This window comes from Cognatishimia coralii, from assembly GCF_037478305.1.
Taxonomy (GTDB): Bacteria; Pseudomonadota; Alphaproteobacteria; order Rhodobacterales; family Rhodobacteraceae; genus Cognatishimia; species Cognatishimia coralii.
Window position 1 is genome coordinate 25,532 of the sequence record NZ_JBBGAZ010000016.1, and the last position, 19,264, is coordinate 44,795.

The 19,264-nt window shown below is 52.5% G+C and carries 16 protein-coding genes; 4 read left to right on the plus strand and 12 right to left on the minus strand.

Annotated features, from left to right (window positions below):
• Positions 1-266: 266 nt before the first annotated feature.
• The 4 genes from WG622_RS17560 to WG622_RS17575 all read right to left on the minus strand — a co-directional run bounded on the left by WG622_RS17560 (position 267) and on the right by WG622_RS17575 (position 6,380).
• Entirely contained in the window at positions 267-2,219 is a 1,953-nt protein-coding gene (locus WG622_RS17560) for a polysaccharide biosynthesis protein (protein WP_339404706.1), read from the minus strand.
• Positions 2,220-2,516: 297 nt separating this feature from the next.
• Positions 2,517-3,839: a UDP-glucose dehydrogenase family protein gene (locus tag WG622_RS17565; RefSeq protein WP_339404707.1), complete on the minus strand. Its 1,323-nt coding sequence runs from the start codon at positions 3,837-3,839 to the stop codon at positions 2,517-2,519.
• Positions 3,840-3,912: 73 nt separating this feature from the next.
• A complete protein-coding gene (locus WG622_RS17570; protein ID WP_339404708.1) occupies positions 3,913-5,019 on the minus strand; it encodes a ParB/RepB/Spo0J family partition protein in 1,107 nt (368 codons plus the stop codon).
• Positions 5,016-6,380, minus strand: coding sequence for an AAA family ATPase (locus WG622_RS17575; RefSeq protein ID WP_339404709.1), 1,365 nt, complete (start codon positions 6,378-6,380; stop codon positions 5,016-5,018). The genes WG622_RS17570 and WG622_RS17575 overlap by 4 nt, the downstream gene beginning before the upstream one ends.
• Positions 6,381-6,871: 491 nt before the next feature.
• Here WG622_RS17575 and WG622_RS17580 point away from each other — a divergent pair, with 491 nt between their 5' ends.
• Positions 6,872-7,579, plus strand: a complete 708-nt coding sequence (locus WG622_RS17580; protein ID WP_339404710.1) for a DnaA N-terminal domain-containing protein — start codon at positions 6,872-6,874, stop codon at positions 7,577-7,579.
• 56 nt (positions 7,580-7,635) lie between these two features.
• On the opposite strand, the gene WG622_RS17585 is transcribed toward WG622_RS17580, so the two are convergent.
• Positions 7,636-7,917, minus strand: a complete 282-nt coding sequence (locus tag WG622_RS17585) for a mobilization protein (protein WP_339404711.1) — start codon at positions 7,915-7,917, stop codon at positions 7,636-7,638.
• A gap of 328 nt (positions 7,918-8,245) precedes the next feature.
• Here WG622_RS17585 and traA point away from each other — a divergent pair, with 328 nt between their 5' ends.
• The 3 genes from traA to WG622_RS17600 all read left to right on the plus strand — a co-directional run bounded on the left by traA (position 8,246) and on the right by WG622_RS17600 (position 12,494).
• Positions 8,246-11,296, plus strand: a complete 3,051-nt coding sequence (traA, locus tag WG622_RS17590; protein WP_339404712.1) for a Ti-type conjugative transfer relaxase TraA — start codon at positions 8,246-8,248, stop codon at positions 11,294-11,296.
• Positions 11,297-11,362: 66 nt separating this feature from the next.
• Positions 11,363-12,046, plus strand: coding sequence for a DUF6118 family protein (locus tag WG622_RS17595; RefSeq protein WP_339404713.1), 684 nt, complete (start codon positions 11,363-11,365; stop codon positions 12,044-12,046).
• A 169-nt stretch (positions 12,047-12,215) separates the two neighbouring features.
• Positions 12,216-12,494, plus strand: a complete 279-nt coding sequence (locus WG622_RS17600) for an NAD-dependent epimerase/dehydratase family protein (protein WP_339404714.1) — start codon at positions 12,216-12,218, stop codon at positions 12,492-12,494.
• 11 nt (positions 12,495-12,505) lie between these two features.
• Here the strand turns inward: WG622_RS17600 and WG622_RS17605 are convergent, their stop codons facing one another.
• From WG622_RS17605 to WG622_RS17635, 7 genes are all read right to left on the minus strand, one after another.
• Complete coding sequence (locus WG622_RS17605; protein WP_339404715.1) at positions 12,506-13,639, minus strand: DegT/DnrJ/EryC1/StrS family aminotransferase; 1,134 nt, start codon at positions 13,637-13,639, stop codon at positions 12,506-12,508.
• Between the two features lie 3 nt (positions 13,640-13,642).
• Positions 13,643-14,269, minus strand: coding sequence for an acetyltransferase (locus WG622_RS17610; RefSeq protein ID WP_339404716.1), 627 nt, complete (start codon positions 14,267-14,269; stop codon positions 13,643-13,645).
• On the minus strand, positions 14,266-14,862 hold the full coding sequence (locus tag WG622_RS17615; protein ID WP_339404717.1) for a sugar transferase: 597 nt from the start codon (positions 14,860-14,862) through the stop codon (positions 14,266-14,268). Before WG622_RS17615 ends, WG622_RS17610 begins: the two co-directional genes overlap by 4 nt.
• A 199-nt stretch (positions 14,863-15,061) precedes the next feature.
• Entirely contained in the window at positions 15,062-16,189 is a 1,128-nt protein-coding gene (locus tag WG622_RS17620) for a glycosyltransferase family 4 protein (protein ID WP_339404718.1), read from the minus strand.
• 1 nt (position 16,190) lies between these two features.
• Positions 16,191-17,345 carry a hypothetical protein gene (locus WG622_RS17625; RefSeq protein ID WP_339404719.1) on the minus strand — a complete coding sequence of 385 codons (1,155 nt, stop codon included), beginning with the start codon at positions 17,343-17,345 and terminating at the stop codon, positions 16,191-16,193.
• A 106-nt stretch (positions 17,346-17,451) separates the two neighbouring features.
• Positions 17,452-18,513, minus strand: a complete 1,062-nt coding sequence (locus WG622_RS17630) for an FAD-dependent oxidoreductase (RefSeq protein ID WP_339404720.1) — start codon at positions 18,511-18,513, stop codon at positions 17,452-17,454.
• Positions 18,510-19,264, minus strand: a 755-nt coding sequence (locus tag WG622_RS17635) for a glycosyltransferase (RefSeq protein ID WP_339404721.1), incomplete at its 5' end; no start/stop codon positions are given. The genes WG622_RS17630 and WG622_RS17635, both read right to left, overlap by 4 nt.

A 19,264-nucleotide genomic window follows, 5' to 3' on the forward strand; every position in this document is an offset into this window, starting at 1 on the left:
CCACGTACCGCTAAATGGTATACTTACGCACGTTTTTCCTTGCAATACAAAGTCGCCAATCCTCAAATATTCAAATGGTGAAAAAGTACAAATTCGGCGCTATTTGGCTCACCTCTTGCTTGGTCATAATGCGGCGCACATGACTTGCAGTTAAGTTCTCTCCAAATTTGGACCGGCTCTTCAGCAACAGGCTTCCTTTGTGCTCAGAAACGACGCCCAAGCACAGCAAATTTTCTAAATCATACTGAAAATTTAAACTCGAAACCTTAGTTTGCCAACCTCAGATCCGGTTTCGAATGCACCATTTCACCAATTTGATCCTGTTCAGAAAATACCACGTCAACAAAATCGGAAGTTGGTGAAAATCCCAAGGACGTCTCCAAGAACAGAGTCCGCAATTGTTCAAGATCACTTCTGGCGATTAAATCAATTATCCTTTCGAGCAGCTCCGTCATATCCTGTAGCGAAAGCTGTAGCTCTTGTGCGCGCATGATACGTGGGTGGCTGGTTGCCATAGGCGAGTCACCGATCAACAATTCTTCAAAAAGTTTCTCGCCTGGGCGCAAACCGGTGATTTGAATGCAGATATCGCCGGTTTCCCCGCCAACTTCAAAGTAAGGCGTCAAACCATGCAGCCGCACCATCTTGTCCGCCAGATCTACAATCCGTACAGGATCACCCATATCCAACACAAAAACATCTCCGCCCTGCGCCATCGAACTCGCTTGAATTACCAGTTGAGCCGCCTCGGGAATCGTCATGAAATAACGGTTGATTTCTTTGTGGGTGACAGTAATCGGGCCGCCGCTCTCAATTTGCTTTCTGAAACGAGGAATAACGGAGCCTGATGAGCCGAGCACATTGCCGAAGCGCACAATCGAGAAAACAGTCGAGCTCTGGTTTGTCGCCAAAGATTGGCAAACAAGCTCAGCAAGCCGTTTTGATGCGCCCATAAAATTTGTTGGGCGAACGGCTTTATCAGTCGAAACCAGAGTGAAGGACTTCACTCCGCACCGAATAGCTGCCTTGGCAAGCGTGCGTGTGCCAAAGACGTTGTTCTGAATACCCTCTATGATGTTCTGCTCGATCAAAGGTACATGTTTGTAAGCAGCAGCGTGGTAAATTGTGTCCACGTTAAGAGTGCTCAAAATTTCTGACACGCGTAATTCGTTTTGAACCGAACATATGGTTGGAAGAATAATAGTGTCACCGCACCCTTCTCTTTGACAGAATTCTGTCAACTCTTCGTGGATTTTATAAAGAGCAAATTCTGACACATCGAGTAGCACTAGCTTTTTTGGTCGTTGCTGGATGATTTGGCGACAGAGTTCTCCACCAATAGAACCACCTGCACCGGATACCAACACTATCTGGTTCCGGATATTTTTAGCCATCAATTCAGGTCGAGGCGGTACTGGATCCCGACCAAGAAGTTCCTCAATTGACACATTCCGCAATTCGTTGACGCTTGCCTTACCTTCGATGAGGTCAGCCATCCCTGGCAAAGTTTTGACTTCGACAGGGAACCTTTCAAGCTGATTTATTATGTTCTTACGAATTGAACGTGATGCGCTTGGCATCGCTAGCAAGATCGCTCTAACACCCAAGCCTTCAAGCGCTTGGGACGCCATTCGAAACGACATAACAGGCAAACCAGAAACTTCGAAACCCTGAAGGCGCTCATTGTCGTCTATAAACAGAACCGGTTTATATTCCAGACTGCTTGAGAGTGCCCTCAAAAGCTGACGACCAGCTTCACCAGCCCCGTAGATGGCTACCTTCTTTCTTTGATCTTGGCGAGATGAAGCATGCAAAATGCGCATTGTCATGCGTGCACCACCGGATAGAAGCGCGAGGATAAGAAAGTAGATCAACGATACTGATCTCGGAATCGGCAGATCGAGAACCAATGCAGAAATAGCCATCGTGAAGGCGGAAATCCCCGCTCCAGCCACGACGATCCAGACAGCCTTCGTTGAAACATAACGCACAATGGCGCGGTAATGACCAAGCTTGGTGAAAACACCAATTGTCACTGGCAAAACGAAAACCAGAACAATCCAAGGCTCGGGATTAGCGGCAAACGCAAAGCTATCCAAACGCAAAGCCATCGCAAAAGAAAAAGCCAACACGATAATCAGAGCATCGGCCAAAACTTGGATGACCCTTTTGGTCGCCCTATTCAAACGAAACAGGAAATTAAGCAGATCATTAAACATCGAACCAAACCATTGTAGATCGAAAGCCAAAACAAAACGAAAACTCGGTTGAATGCTCAGCCAAAAACACGCGATGAAACTAAGAAATGAAAACTAAAAATCAGCAGAAAAAATGAAGCTAGAAAATCCTGCTTCCTAAAGTGAAATGATAACTGCGACTTACAGCCGCAAAATGCGTCGACATCCCGATTCGTCATACCCCTAGACCCTCGCAACTCAAGGTGTACTTTAACAGTTCTGGCACCTCACACCATTAAAATTTTCCAAAGACACCAACGATTTCTCTGAAATTAGTCCTTAATACAATACCATATCCACGCGTCCGACAGAAGCATAGACGCTAAACTTCGCCTTTTTCGCTTCTTTCGCACTGTAAACATTACGAAAATCAGCCAGCACCGGGTCAGACATTTTGCGCACAATTTTCTTCAAGTTCAGCGCCCGAAACTCATTCCATTCTGTCAACAGAACAAGAAGTTGCGCACTCCCAGCAGCTTTATAAGGATCATCGACCCAAGTCACCCCCGGAAGCAAGTTTTCGCCTTCTCTTTGCCCCTCTGGATCGCAGACTTTAACTTTCGCCCCTGCCCCTACCAGCGCGGGAATGATCGTGAGTGCCGGTGCGTCCCTCATGTCGTCAGTCTCTGGCTTAAACGTCACCCCGAGCACACCGATTGTTTTGTCTTTGAACGATCCGTCGCACAGGTCCAATAGCCGATCAAGCATCCGCTGCTTAACGCCCTCATTCACCTTGATCACCGTTTCGGTGATCTGCATCGGCACCGCATTTTCCTGACCGATCCGCGCCAGTGCTTTCGTGTCTTTTGGAAAACACGACCCACCATAGCCCGGCCCCGCATGTAGAAACTTGTTCCCGATGCGGCCATCCAGGCCCATCCCCCGTGCGACTTCTTTGACGTCGGCCCCTACCTTTTCGCAGAGCGCCGCCATTTCGTTGATGAAGGTCACTTTGGTCGCCAAGAACGCATTGGACGCGTATTTGATCAGTTCAGCGCTCTCGAGGTCGGTTACGACCACCGGAAACTCTCTCAGGTACAAAGGCCGATAGATCTCGCGCATGACCTCTTCGGCGCGGGTGTTCTGGACACCGACCACCACGCGGTCCGGGTTCATGAAGTCTTTGATCGCCGCGCCTTCGCGCAGGAATTCTGGGTTTGAGGCCACTTCGAATTCCAAGGATTTATTCGCCTTGCGAATGGCCTGTTTGACCTGCCGGTTGGTTCCGACTGGCACGGTTGATTTCGTCACGACAACAATGCCATCAGGCGCAAGCTGGGCGACCTCTTGTGCCGCCTCCATCACATAGGTGAGGTCCGCGTGCCCATCGCCGCGGCGGGTGGGAGTGCCGACCGCAATGAACACCGCCTCAGCGCCTTCAAGGGCGCCTTTGAGGTCCAAAGTGAAGCTCAGGCGGCCCGCTTCGATGTTCTTTGACATCAAGGCCTGCAGACCCGGCTCATAGATCGGGACTTCCCCGCGGGTCAGGCTTTCGATCTTTGCCGGGTCTTTGTCGACGCAGACGACCTCATGCCCAAAGTCCGAGAAGCAGACGCCAGACACCAGCCCAACATACCCTGCTCCGATCATTACAATTTTCATTTTGCCCGGCCCTATTGGAAATCAGATCGTTGATTTCATTAAAGTATTTCCCAAACCTTACCCGCGGATAAGGTCATCCAAGCCCGTCTACCAGAGACGCGATCGCGGCTTCAAGTCTTGCGCGGTCGATTGAGCTGAAGTCTCGGTCCACTTTGATTTCAAGGCGCCCTACCCCGGCGGTGCATTTGACCTGGCCGGCGCTCGAGCGGATGTGGAAGGTGGTTTTGGGCTTTGCCCCCCTGCCCTTCTCTTTCGGTTTCACGCTCGGTGTTTCAGCGTCGGCAAGGTTGTCTACATCGCCCAGACCGGCATGACGACGCAATACGTCGAGCTCGTCTTTGATCGAGCGGTTGTCCCAGTCTTTCAGGTCTTGCTTGATGCGACCGACGATCTCGGGGTTCTCTTTCATTTCCCGCGCAAGGGTCACGCCGAGGGCGCGGGGGATTTCGGTGGGATAGCTCAGCACGCCCTCCAGTCGCTCTAAAAGAAACGCGAAGGAGCGGATGTAGCTGCGCTTGGAATAGGGCGCTGACTGGAACAGCGCGGCGACGGCGGCGCTGAGGTCATGGACCTCTGTCGCAGGATCGGCAGCATAGTTCTGGGCGGCGTGGGCCATCTCTGCGAAGGACAGGTCAGTGCGGATGACGTTTTCATCGACCATGCGACGATAGAGCCCCGCGATGTCGGCTTCTCCGGGCAGGATAAGCGCTGGGATCTTGTCATAGCCCCCCTGCCCTTCCTTCGCCCCTGAGAGCGCTTTGTAAGCGCTCAGGCGGCGGAAGCCCTGTACCAGCTCATAACCGGTGCCATCAGGCCGCTCAAAGACGCGGATGGGGTTAGACAGCCCCAGATCGCGGATCGAGGTCACGAGGCTTTCAAGTTCGAAATCTTCCCCGGGGATACGGTCGCGCACGAGCATATAGGTGTGAACGTCCTCGAGCGGGATTTCACGCACCACATGCCCCGCCTCGCGCAGCGCGACAAACTCATGGGCGAGCGCATCGTTTTCCTCGCGGATCGCTTCGGCAGCGGATTTCCGGGCGGTGAGCGCCTCGGCATTTTCGGTGATCGCTGCGGCCATTGGGCTGCGGCCCGACGATTTCTTTGCGGGTTTGGCAGGCGCTTCGACGCCTACTTCTACCGGCATGTCGATCTCAAACATTCTGCGTTTGCGGGTCATGCCTCAGCTCCTTCCCCTGCTCTTTCGGCGACCTTATCCGCGGATAAGGTTTCGCCCCCTGCCCCGGCCGCCATGTTTTCCCAATGCGGCATCAGCGTGGTCTTCATTTCGGCGTACGCCCGGTCGAAACTTGCGCGTGCACGACGCCAGGTTTCGCGGGTCATATCGCGGTAGTCCATTTCATAGATCGAACTCAGGAAGCGGCCGGATTGTTCAACCGCCCGCGTCATTTCAATCGGGTGCTCGCAGAGGGTATCTTCGAAAACCCTACCAAAGGCTTCAAACATCGCACGGTGCAGATCGTTGCCCGGTTCATAGCGGGTCAGCAGGAAACGGATGTCATGGAACACCTTCGGCAGCTGCGCCTTATCCGCGGATAAGGTGCCCTCAAACCCATGCGCCAGATCTTCGAGCGCTTCTGAGAGCTGGCCGATGAAGGAGGTGGTCGAGTCATATTCCCAATAGCCAGGGCCAGAGGGGATATAGAGCATGTCGGCGGCGAAGACTGCGTTCATGGATTGGTAGCCGATGGCGGGGGGGCAATCGAAGAAGATCAGGTCCCACTGATCTTCAGGCAACTGATCGAGGAAGCGCGACATCGCGGCAAAGAAGGACCACTCGGGATTGAGGTGGCGATACTGGGCCGAGGCGAACTCTACGAAGGCCGCGTTGGCGCAGGAGGGGATCAGGTCGATGGTCGGCCAGTTGGTCGGCTGGATGAAATCCGAGATCCGCAGGTCTTGCAGCCCAAGGCCAGTGATCGAAGAGGGGATCTGGCGTTGGGGCAGGGCGGTTCCGCTGGCGGCGCCTCTGGGGGCGTTGTTCTGGGCTTCGGTTTCGCGGATCAGGTCACGGGCCATGATGCCCCAGACCGTGTGTTCCTCGCTAACATCGTTAAGGCCCATCGAATGGGAGAGGGTGGCCTGCGGGTCAAAGTCTACGCAGAGCACGCGGTAGCCATCAAGCGCCGCCGCATGAGCCATGTGGAGAGCAACCGTGGACTTGCCAGCCCCACCTTTGAAATTCGCGATGGCGGTGCGGAAGGCGCGCGCGCCCGGGCGATTGGGCTGGAGCGTCTTGCCGCGCGGCTTCAGGCGACGGCGCAGCGTGTTGATCTCTTCCAGAGTGAACCACCGCTGCCGCCCCTCAGGCTCGACCTTACCCGCGGGTAAGGTCGGGTCCGCTGCCAGCTTGCCACGGAATGTCGACTGGTTCATGCCAAAGATCAGCTCGGCCGCTTCCCAAGACGAGAAGCGGCGCAGAGTCTTTTCATTCTCGGGAGAGAAGGTTTGCTGGCGGATCCAGCTCTGTAGTTTGAGCGATTTGGTCTGGAGTTCGCGCAGGTCTGTATGGGTAAGCATAGTGGCCTCGGACGTTAATTTCTGCGTTTTTCGCATTTACGCCCATTTTGCACATTTTGTCGAGTTCGTTATTCTTAAACCGTGGTTAAGAGAGATACTGTGTCTTAGTGCTATCGAATAAGGGATTTGTAGCAGGGCAGGGGGGCGAAATTTCCCAAAGCGATTCGGGGCGTAGCCTTGGGATTGGCGCAAAACTTAGGGGGACATGGATTGACCCTTCCCTGTATCTTGAGGGGACATTTGAGCCAGATGGGGTGACGCTGTACATGTCCCCCAATACCATATTCATACCGTTTTCTTTCGAAATTTGGTTTGGGACTTGGGGTCTCAGGATCGAATCCTTGACAGCTGCTGCCTTTCCAACGCTAATTGCGACAAGATCGGGGAAAGCGTTTGAACGGATGGTCACAGCAGGATCATTTTGCTATTCTCCGCCATAACAAATCACGAATCGACGCATCATCAAGACGCGCGCAGGAGCAGGCGGTGCCATGGGGCATTCAGGGATCATAGCCAATATAGGTGCGTTCAACGGACCGAGCGCAGGAGCAGCGAAATACGACGTGCTCACGGCTTTGCTTGTGATGGCGTCTCAGGGTGAGACCGTCGAAGCTCGGCTGGCCCTAAGGCTTTCTTTACTCATCACCGCTAGGTTCAACTGGCGCAAAGGCGTGTTTGCTGTTGGCCAAAAAGAACTCGCCCGCATGTGGGGCGTGACAGATCGCACCGTGAAGCGCGAAATGGCAGAGATGCGCGCGCGCGGTTGGATCGAGGTCGCCGTGCCCGCTGCGCGGGGCAGGGTGGCTGAGTACCGGATTATGTTTGAGGCTGTGCTTGGCGAGACCATGCCTTATTGGCCGGCCGTCGGCCCAGATTTCGCGGCCCGCCTGACCGGAGCGCCCGAGCCAGAAGTCAAAGGCAACGTGGTGCCCCTTCGTCGTGAGTCCGCGCCCGAGCCACAAGAAGGGCTTTGGGGTGCCGTGGCCGCGCGTCTGCGGGAACAGGACTCAGCGGTCTATGATGCGTGGTTTGCTCAGCTGGTGATTGTGGATCTGGGGCAGGGGGTTCTGACGCTTTTGGCCCCGACGAAATTTTTGGCGGACTACGTGGGCACTCATTATTTGCCGCGTGTTCTGGCCGCCGCACTGGCGGAAGATCGGTCCGTGCGCGATGTGAAGGTTCTAGCGCCGGGCGGGTAGGTTTAATCACCGACCACCGTCGTCGTCAAAGCGTCCTGAGAATGGTTGTTTCCACCCTAATCTGAGGCTTCCCCCAACCCCAACATCTCCTCAAACAATTCTCTATCCACATCCCTCGTCAGAAACCCTGGCAGCTCATCTTGGAGCCACCTGTGTAGCCTTGCAGCGAACTCCGGATCTCGCGGGTTTTCCAGCCGGTCGAGAATAAGCGCCCCGAGTATAATCTTACGTCTGGTGTCCTGAGCGCGCTCTTTCTTTTTGAGGCGTGCTTGTAAGTTCTTTTTGCGAGCTTCCAGAACTGCAATTTGCTCTTCAAGGGACTTACGGGGTTTTGCCATAGCTGCTCCAAAAGGGTTAAGTCGAACGCGATTCCACACGCGGCTGAATTCAAAATTTGTTCGTTTAGTTCGCCGCGAAGCCGAGCCTCACAACCTGATCTCCATTACATACTAGAATTCTATCTCTATCTGCTTAGCAATGAGCAATCTTTGGAGAACATAGATTTATAAAGCGGTGTTGGATATTGCGTGGTATGAGTGCCACACAGTGTGCGGCCCATCATTTACAAATGTGCGATAGCATAGTTGTAAATGCGCACTTACGAGTTGTGCCAACTCTGCTTCTGTGTTTTCTGTTTCGTGAGTATTGGTTTGTGGATTTGTTGCCTTGGCGATCTATCACTGCAGCATGAAGATTGTATCCCGGAGTGGTGGGCGTAGCGCTGTGGCGGCTGCGGCTTACCGTGCTGGAGAGAAGCTGCTCGATCGACGCGTCGTCATGGAACATGACTTCACCAAGAAGGGTGGGGTGGTGAGTGCCGAGATCTATATGCCGTCCGGGGTGAGCTGTGAGCTTGCGCTCGAACGGGAAGATCTTTGGAATGCAGCAGAGATCGCAGAGGTGCGCAAGGATGCGCGTGTTGCCCGCGAGTTTGAAGTGGCTCTCCCTCATGAGCTGGGAGAGGAGGAGCGGAGCGACCTGGTTGCGCGCTTTGCTCAGATGCTAGCTGATCGCTACGGTGTGGCGGTCGATGCGGCCATCCATGCGCCGGACGCGCGTGCCGATCAAAGGAACCACCATGCGCATGTGTTGATGTCGACCCGCAAGATCGGGCCTTGGGGCTTTGGCGAGAAGTCAGACATCGAGCGTGAGAACAAATGGTTGGTGGCACATGGGAAAGAGACCACCCATGCCCAGCTTCGCAGTATTCGCCGGGATTGGGAGGATGTGGTCAACCTGGGCCTTCTAAGGGCAGGGCACGACGTGCGTGTTGATCATCGATCTCATAAGGATCGAGGGATTGATCTCCTGCCGTCACGCCATGTGGGGGTGCATGCAACAGGTGTCGCCCGGCAGGGAGGCGTTATTCATCGTGATCGGTTGTCTCCCAAAGAACGCTCTCTGAATTCAGGCGTCGTACGGCGGTCACCTGAGAAGATCCTGTCTGTAATTACCGGTGAGAAGTCTGTCTTCACCGAACGCGATATCCGTCGTGCCCTGTGGCGCTGCACTGAGAGCAAAGCGGAGTTGGAAGAACTTTGTGCGCTGGTGATGTCTTCCTCAGCTCTGGTTGAAGTTCAGGGTCGCCGTGCGGATGATCCAGCGTCGCGGCCGCGCTATTCTACTAAGGCAATCATATCTCTTGAGACCACCATGATGGATCGTGTTCAGAGCTTGCAGTCGCGTAAGGGCTACAAGCTGTCTGAGGCTCATGTGGATCGGGCGGTCTCATTGATCAATCTTCAGCTCCAGCGGAGTAGCGGTGATCCTTATGCCTGTTTGAGTGACGAACAGGTGCGCGCGGTCTCTCATGTGGCGGGGCCTGGGGCTGTAAGTGTGGTTATTGGACATGCGGGGGCTGGCAAGAGCACGATGCTGGCTGCTGCGCGTGAGGCCTGGGAAAGTTCCGGTCATAAAGTCTATGGCGGCGCTCTGGCCGGGAAGGCTGCGCAGGGTCTGACAGAGTCCTCGGGGATTGATGCACGTACCCTTGCCTCATGGCAGCGCAGTTGGGAGCGGGGGTTCAGTCTGCTTGAGCACGGAGATGTCTTTGTGTTGGACGAGGCCGGCATGGTTGGATCCCGACAGATGGCGCAGCTTGTTGGGGAAGTGACAAAGGCTGGTGCCAAGCTTGTTCTGGTCGGGGACAGCGAGCAGCTACAGGCAATTGGGCCGGGTGGGGCCTTCAGAGCAATCCATGAGCGTATTGGTGCGATCGGACTTGAGGACATTCGCCGGCAAAGCAAGGATTGGCAGAGATGGGCCTCTGCCGACTTTGCATCTCATAACACTTCCTCAGGTCTTAAGGCCTATGACCAGGCAGGGGCGTTGCATTTTGTTGAGGGAGGTGGCGCCGCCGCCTGTCAGGATTTGGTGTCCGCCTATATGCATAAGCGTGACGTGGCAGAAGCTCGGAACATTCTGGTCATGGCGCATCGACGCAAGGACGTTGCCTATCTCAATTCCGTGATCAGAGAGGCCTGTCAGATACGGGGTTGGATCGGGGATCCAGATGCCCCAGAACAGGTCTGCGCGGTGGAGACACGTGAAGGACCGCGGGAGTTTGTTGTGGGCGACCGTTTCCTGTTTTTGGAAAACGATCGCGATCTGGGCGTGAAGAACGGCATGCTTGGCACGGTTTCGGCTGCAGGAGCCAACCACTTGCGTGTTACGCTTGATGATGCAGCGACCACGGTCAGCATTCCTCTGGAGCGGTACAGGGCCTTTGATCATGGTTATGCCACCACGATCCACAAGGCGCAGGGCGCGACAGTTCAGCATGCGTTGGTGCTGGCGTCAGAAACAATGGATCGGCATTTGACCTATGTGGCGATGACACGTCATAAAGACTCTGTGGCGCTTTTTGCGGATCGAGACGTGTTTGAGAACGTTGACGCGTTGAGTAAGCGGTTGTCTCGGTCCGGTCTTAAAGAAACCAGTCTGGATTATCTTGAGGACTATGCCGTAGCTGGCAATCTCTGGCGCGTGGGGGCGGCGAAGAGTTCTGCACCATCTCCAGCACAGACTCATGCTGCTGGTACTGACCTAACGGCGCCGCAAAGACCCAGCCGCGCTTCAAGGCAGGATCGTCACGCTGCGCTTGAGCGCTTTGCGGAGGCCTGGTGTCATATCCTGCGTCAGGCGGCCGATGAGTTACCGGTGCTCGAGGCTCAACGTGCGCAGCTCTCCAAGGCATCAGCAGCTCTTTTGAAGGTTCAAGACGACGCCGCGCGGCTATTGCGTGCAGCTAGGCATGAAGATCGTGGCCTCGCGGATAAGGTGCTTTCCGCAAACAAAGGATCGCGTGCTGAGTTGCTAGAAGGTGCGATAGCGGCGCAGCAGCAGAGAGAGGCAGATCCTCTATATAGGGGGGAGAAGTTCATTGAGCGTTGGAAGACGCTTGATAAGGACTTCCAGTCGATCTCTCGCCCGTCTGGTGCTGAGATCAAGGCCTTTGAAACAGCGATCTGGGATTTGTCACGAGAGATCGCTCAGGATCCACTGGCAAAGTCAGCCATTGCTGCAGGGTTGGTCAAAGGGTCCGAGGCTCTGGAACCTCTCAAGCCGTTCTCGCGAACACCGGAAAAAGATATGATGCGTATGTCCGCGTCTGATTTGCTGCTCGGCATCGTGCCCAGGCAGTATCTAAGCTACGTGCGCAGTATGCAGCGGGACGGGCCAGATATGTCTCGGGATGGCCCATCAATGGACTTTTGAGAATGCGTCGACCTGCGTGGGCATGTTTTGAAATTAACACTCAAGTGAATTTAGGAAGACCAGATTATGAACGATCCATTCGAGCGTAGTGAAGATCGCGAAGCACAGGCGAGGGCCATGATGCAGGAGTTGCGCACCGAGCTGGCCCTGCAGCGTCGGGCACTGGAGCTGGTGGTGGAGCGTGTCTCAGACATCCCCGAGCCGATTGATTATTCCCATGACATTGGCGGTCTCTCCAAGCTCACCACCAAGCTTGTCGACAGTCTGGCCGTCATTAAAGACAGTCCTGCTATGGCTGAGGACGGAACGAAAACCGCAGACCGTATAGACAGGGCGCTCACTAAGGCGCTCAGCACCATGTCCGCGCGGCATAGCGGTGTCGTCGATGATTTGCGCGAGACCCGTAGGTGGTTGACCGAGGCTCTAGAGAAAGACCGTCGCGCGGATCAGCAAAAGCAGCAGCTTAAAAAGTGGACAGGCATTGGTGTGGGGCTCGGGGTGTTACTCACGGTGGGGCTATTGGCGATATTGCCGCCAAGTATCGCGGTCGCGCCTTACAATATGGTTAGGGAACAAAAACTATGGGACATCGGATGGGGCTTGATGAGGGCAGGGGAGCCTAAACATGCAGAGGACTTGTTATCCGCGTGGGTTATTTGGAAAGACAATAGCGACACGATTGCACACTGTCAGAAGTTTGCTCGAGAGCGAAACGTGAACGCAAAATGTGAAATCATTATTGAGAAGTGAAGGGGGGTAGTGTCGGCAGCGAGCTAGCATCCGCGCGGGTTAACTGGAATGTTGAGTGTACGCTTGTGATTGAAAAAGATGACTTGTCGACGGATTGTGAAAGCGGAGATAGTCTTTTCATGAACGCCCAAATTTCCTGCAAGATTCCAAAGTGAAATAGACACCCCCCATGAAAATCTTCCACACCGGCGGAGCCGGGTATATCGGTTCCCATATTCTCACAGAGCTCCTGTCGCGCGGGTGGGATGCTTGTGTTTTTGATAATTTCTCTAGCAGCTCGCCCAAAGCTCTGGATCGGGTCGCGACGCTGACCAACCGGCAGTTCCAGCGCGTTGAAGGCGATATTCGAGACAAAGACGCTGTAAAGGCAGCTCTTCGGGAGTTTCAGCCGGATGCGGTGATCCATCTGGCGGGGCGAAAGCCAGCTCGTTGGTTTGAGCCGGCGTAGCAAAATCTTCTTCAGTGAGGTTTCTCTAATATTTTCTTTATATGGTGAATTACCTCATCCTGTTGCTCGTCGGTCATGTCGCTTCCAGATGGTAAGCAGAGACCGTCAGTGAACAGTCGCTCATCGACGCCAGAACCATGGTAAGTTGTGCCAGCATAAAGAGGCTGGAGGTGCATCGGTTTCCACAGCGGCCGAGACTCGATTTGGTGTTCGAGGAGCATGTTACGAATGTCTTCGCGAGTGACCCCAGTCTGTGTTGGGTCAATGGTTATCGCAGTGAGCCAACGCGTTGATCTCAGGCCTTCGGGTTCTGGCATGAAGGTGATGCCTGACTGAGATAGGTTATTTTGGTAACGTATGAATATTTCGCGACGACGGGCCACGCGTGAGTCTAGCACTTCCATTTGCCCGAGGCCGATAGCTGCGCAGATGTTTGATAAGCGATAGTTGTAACCCAGACTAGAGTGTTCATAGTGCGGTGCTGGATCACGTGCTTGGGTTGCAAGAAAGCGCGCTTTGTCAGCCCATTCTTTATGGCGGGTGACTAAAATACCGCCTCCAGAAGAAGTGATGATTTTATTTCCGTTGAATGATAAGATCGCCGCATCACCACCTGTCCCAGCCTTGCGTCCCTCCTGAAAGCTAGCCCCCAAGCTTTCAGCACTATCGACGATCAGTCGAACCCCATAGTGTGCAGCAAGTTTCTCGAGAGAATCCAAATCGACGGATTGACCATAAAGATCAGTCGGTATGATTGCTTTGGGCAGCCGGTTTTCAGCTGAAGCATTTGCCAACTCTTCGGCGATAATAGCCGTATCTAGCGTCCAACTTTTGGGGTCGAGGTCAAAAAATCGCGGGGTCGCCCCAAGATAGTTTACAGGGAAGATACCACCCGCGAAGGTCATAGAGGAAACCCACACTTCGTCACCAGGCCCTACCTCTGAGGCGCGCAGTGATAAGTGTAGAGCCGCAGAACCCGAAGAGAGGCCAACGCAGTGAACATCTGCGTTAAGGTATTCACGAACGGAAGCCTCAAAGGCGTCTAATTGCGGACCGAGTGGGGCGACGAAATTCGAAGCGAAGGCTTCTGCCACGCGCTTTTCCTCGTTGCCAGACATATGGGGGCGGGAGAGGTAGATACGCATTTTTCAGTCCTTGGTTAGTGGTTTGGCTGGGTTGCCTACGACGGTGACACCGGGTTTGACATCGCGGGTTACGACGGCACCCATGCCGACAACTGCGCCGGCACCGATTGTGATGCCCTGGCGAACAATCGCGCCAGAGCCTATATAAGCGTGATCGCCAATACTGACGTTGCCGTTCACTTTGGCACCGGGAGCAAATGTTACGAAATCTCCAATCACGCAATCATGTTCGACATATGAGTAGAGATTAGCATGAAAACATCGACCTATACTGATGTTGGATGTCAGCGTTACGAATGGTGATAAGCACGCTCCATCCTTGATGGTGACGTCATCCATTTGCACAACAGATGCAGCACGAGCCTCAATAAGAGGAATCTCTGCCGTGGCGCATTTCTCTGCTAGGAGTTGGCGCGTTTTTGAGGCAGCAATAGCGATGCTAACAGCTTTTTCCTCCGCAGGAATATCAAGGAAGTCTTGCCAGGTTACGATTTTGTGGCCGTTGATTTGGCCGAGAGCCTGCCCATCGTCGATAAACACCAATTCAGCCTGTGCAACTTGGATGCGCAATAACGGCATAATCCCACGGCCACAGCCAGCGGCACCGTAAACACCGATTAATGTAGTCACGACCCATTCCCCGAAAACTTCGGCATTGTGGCTTCCCCTGCTGCCGAGATGTCTTCACGCTTAACCACCTTTCGAATGGTCAACCAGATGATTTTCAAATCCAGCAGGAAGGTGCGGTTGTCGACGTACCAAACGTCGAGGGCAAATTTTTCGTCCCATGAAATAGCATTGCGCCCGTTCACTTGCGCCCATCCGGTTATGCCGGGGCGAACTTCGTGCCGACGAGCCTGCTCTGGAGAGTAGAGCGGCAAATACTCTATCAAGAGCGGACGTGGTCCAACAAGGCTCATGTCACCTTTAATCACGTTCCACAACTCTGGCAGTTCGTCGAGGGAACTTGATCGCAGGAAACGTCCAAGCTTCGTGAGTCGCTCCGCATCTGGGAGGGGGTGACCATTTGAGTCCATTGCATCGCGCATGGTGCGGAATTTGATCATTCGAAATGTCTTGCCTTCCCGTCCCGGCCTATTCTGGCGAAACATTATTGGCGAGCCCATCTCTCGGAGTATGAGCAACGAAACTATAAGTAAAACCGGAGAGAACATTATCAATCCAATTGCTGCGCCCAGAACATCTATTACTCTCTTGATCAACTAACCTACTCCTCACCTTCTAAAAGGCATGAAATCATTTTTGAGGTCCAAGAACATCAACTGGAAAACCCGTAACAGGCATGGCTGTAAAACGATAGTCTTCTGAGTTACCCAGCATTCTCAACGTAATTTCTTTATTACTTCGGTCTCGCAAACTTTGAAGACAAGTATCTTTAGGGATGATCGGAGAAGTGCGATGCTAGTCCAGTTCCATATCAGACAGGATCGACGCATTTACGCGATGCACGTCGAATACACGTTTAGACATATTTCGAGAGCTTTGCCCCATCTTTTCAACTAGTTGAGGGTTGTTCAAAAAGCGTTCCATCGCGTCGGCAAGCGCCTTGACATCTTTAACTGGTACGAGAAATCCGTTTTCTCCCGTGACAACAGTCTGACGACAACCAGGTGCGTCGGTTGTGATAATTGGGCGTCCAATTGACATCGCCTCCAAAACAGTTCGAGGTGTCCCTTCACGATAGCTCGGCAACACGTATACATGTGATTGTGAAATAGCATTTCGAACATCTGATAAGTGTCCGTGCCATGTCACGTTTGGTCTCTCATTCCACTCGAGCACTTCTTCCTTTGAAATGCCATTTGGACTCAGATCGGTTCCACCTGCGATATGGAATTCCGCATCGGGCCATTTGTGTTGAAGAAGATGCGCGGCTGCTACGAATTCACGGATGCCTTTGTCGCCAAGCAGGCGCGCAATCAGTAAGAAACGCATCGGCGGCGGCGGGAAGGGTCGTTGAGCAAAATGTTCGGTGTCAACTCCGGACCCAGCTGTCAACTTGATTGGAACACCGTTCGGCAGCAGACCAAGTTTGTCAAAATCATCTCTGTCATCCGGGTTCTGAAAAAATACTAAAGTCGCGTATTTTAGAGCAAGGTTGTAGAGAAAACGCGCAACGTTCCGAACCAGTCCGCGAAGGCCGCTAGCGTTTTCTGTAAAAGCGTAACCTAAGCCTGTTATCAGTGCTACTCGTTGGGGTATGCTCACCATGCGAGCCACCAATAACCCCCAAATGACTGGCTTAATTGTGTAGCCAAGAAAGACATCGGGGCGAATACTTCGCATCAGTGACCGGAGTTGCTTGATCGTCTTTATGTCTGCGATAGGGTTGAGACCGGTGCGCGATAAATCGACATTGTGACAAACAACACCACGCTTTTCGAGCCAATCCTGAGTGCGATTATCGCCGATAAGATTTGGTGCAACTGCGTGCACTTCGTATCCTCGCCGGATTAACTCTTCAATTAGTGCCCCGCGAAAATTCTGAAGCGAGGGTGCATAAGATGCAAAAATTAGAATACGTTTCAATTTAGCTTCTCAGATAAGTGGGTGTTTTGCGGTTAGCATGCCACATTGAAAAAAGTAGGGTGATCAACATAGGTAAGAACATTGTCTTTTGACGGATCGCAATACCAAGGTTTGAGGTCGTATTCGCCAGAACTAACCAAGAGCCAAGCACGAAAAACACGAAGAGATAGAATTCGAAACTGCCGAGTACAGTCTTGGTCCGTCTCATCCTAAAGGATACAGCTACGAATAGAGTCAGAAGAGCCATGTTTTCAAGGGATACGAGCAGCCCTAACGCACCAGCGGCGTCAAAGAACAACGGTCTAAACATGTAGCTTAGCAAGCGTTCAGGAAGAGACATACTGGCAATATCAATTGAATTTCCCCCTCCGAGATTTTGCGTTTGTCGCGCTTCTAGGAATTGGCTGATAGCATTCGATTTCAGCGCATCGCCAATTCCGGCGTAAGTTAATCCTAGCTGGACGCCAAAAACGGTGATTGGAACGACAATAAGTAGTACCATGAATTTTCTAGTAACGCTGAGTTGCGATGTCACGAGTAAAGCGAGACAGAAGGACAAGAGCAAAATTCCAGCCATGTGCGGGCGAGTAAAGAAAAACAAGAATGCGCCCAGAAAAACGGCCGGCAAGCGATGGCGGAGGTCTAAAGCAGCCCATGTAACGAGTCCGGCTGCCATACCAGTCAGTGCGTCCTTACCGACGGATGAGCTCCAGAAGCTCAATCCTGGAAGATAGGGAAAAACTGCGCTGAATTTCTTGATGTCTGGTCGACTGTGCAGGGTCACGGACCGAAGCGCTGATGCGAATGCCAGCAGGCCGATGTAGCCAAAGATGTTAAACACCAAACACACGTTCCCATAAGATAAGCTTAGGTTTTGGCTTAAGAAGGAAACTACAAAATACACACCACGGGTGCCGAAGTGAAAACCTGAGTCGTATTCAAGAGAGTGTAGATAGTAGCCTGTGGCGTCTGCTTTTCCGCCAAGTGAAAACCAGAAAAAAGCTATGCAGAAAAAGCTGTGCCATAGATAAAGAGCGATTGCTTGCTTCTGTGAAACCTTAAAAAACCGTTTTTGCTTTAAGGCAATGGATAGACCCACCAAGAAAATAAACAAGCTTACCAATATGTGTTGTGCGCTTTCAGCAAACACGAGCATATCAACAATACCTCAATTGCGCTCTAGAACCAGCTTGAGACCTGATCGCTTTCCCACATCGGGAAAGTTTGGTCGCTTGCATAGTGGCAGCGTTTGGCCGAATGCGTCAATTTAAAGCGCCCGCGAGCTCCAGCCGAGAATAAAGAGTGCGCACAAGATTGTGGCAATGAATAAACTCTATTGAGTCAAGCTCTGTGTTTAATTGATTGGTAATTTCATTTGTAACAATCGGGAGGTCAATTACCTCCCATTCGACGCAGTGGATTTCGGGCGAACCGTTTATTCCTTCCACGAGTTTCTTTCTACGAAGAAAATCAAGGATCTCAGAGTTGTTGATTTCATCGGCAAGTGAGCCAGAGGTTAAATTTACTGACAATACTGTGCAGCCTTCCGGTAGTGGCGGTTGGGCGGAACTGCCTAGCTCGGCGGCCAAAAACATTTGCGGATCATGGAAGCACCTAAAAAATGAGAACACATTTTTTCGAGCATTGCGAAGGTAGATGTATGCCTGACCGTAGCGACGGGATTTTAGCTCCGGTAGTGTAAAGCTCGACGACACCCCGGCCAACAATGGCAAGCTTGCTGCAGTTGCCTTCACGCTTTCTCCGATTATGTGTTCACCATTGTCGAGAGATACCTCTACCGTACCGTTTGGCAATTCTCGCAAAGACTGTACAGCGACAGAGGTTCTAATTTCCACACCCAGAGCTTCGAGCTTAAGATGAAATTGGCGGACAATATTGCTCAAACCACCTTGAGGTCTCCAGTATTTCTGCGGTTTAAGCACAGGCAACCAATGGCGCGCCAAAACAGCGCGAATCGCACGTAGCCGTTTGCGTGTCTTGGAACCATGAAATCCGAACGAGAATTCCAACATAGCAGGATTGAGGCGGCTTTCGCTGCGAGGAGGCGGAGCCATCTCTTCGAATGAGCATCCTGTAATTTCTGTGAGCGTAGCGAAAAGCTCCGACATGTCAGAATTGAAATTATACAATAGATGTGGGCCGTTGTCGATTTGATGTCCAAACCGTGTCTGCGGAGACCAATTTCCTCCCAGTTGATCTTTGGCTTCAATCACGATGGTTGGGCCATGACCTTGTTGAGCCCTTAGTATAGCTTCAAGCAGCATCGCTGGGCTGCTGCCGATTATAACCGTGCCGTATATCATTTGTTACTCGGGGTAAGGTCAAGAATTTGCTTCACGAGTTTGGCGATGGTCTCTTCATCATACCATTTTTTTGCTACGGCCCCGATCTCCGCCGCTTCATCAGGTTTTGCTACGATGCGCAAAATCGCATCCGCAATATCTTCGGCTTTCTTGGCATGATACATTGGATAAAGTGGCCGAGGCGCGAAAAAACTGTCGTCTCTATTGTGGATGACGGGTTTGCCAAGCACCATCGCCTCAATCACGGTGCCATAGGTAAGCCAACTTCGCTCGATCTCACCAATCACAGCATCAGCATAGGAAATTGCCACCATTATTTCTTTCCGCGGAGAGAGTGGGATCCAAGCAATCATATCTTGGACTCCCAATTCCTGAGCTAGCTTTTTGGAGGCATCCACATCAGGGCCATACTCACACATCAAAACGCGAACCTTCAGATTTGGGTGGTTTGCGCGAATTTGGGCGAGAGCGTGAAAGACTTGATCATTACCTTTTGCTTGGTAAGGGTCGAACGCGGCTACAGCATCTCGTTGCCAAAGATGTTTTACATGATGCACTAAAAATACATCAGCATCCCGACGAAGGGTCTCAAACTTCAATTTCATCTGCGAGAGTTCGAGCCGCTTTTCCCAATGATTGCCCTGATAAGAAGGGGCGTAAATTGCAGGTACGCCTGTTTCGACCCTGCGGTTGGCATCAAAAAGGGGGGTAACTAAATCTTCAACAATTTGATTGGTCTTATCCATGAAAA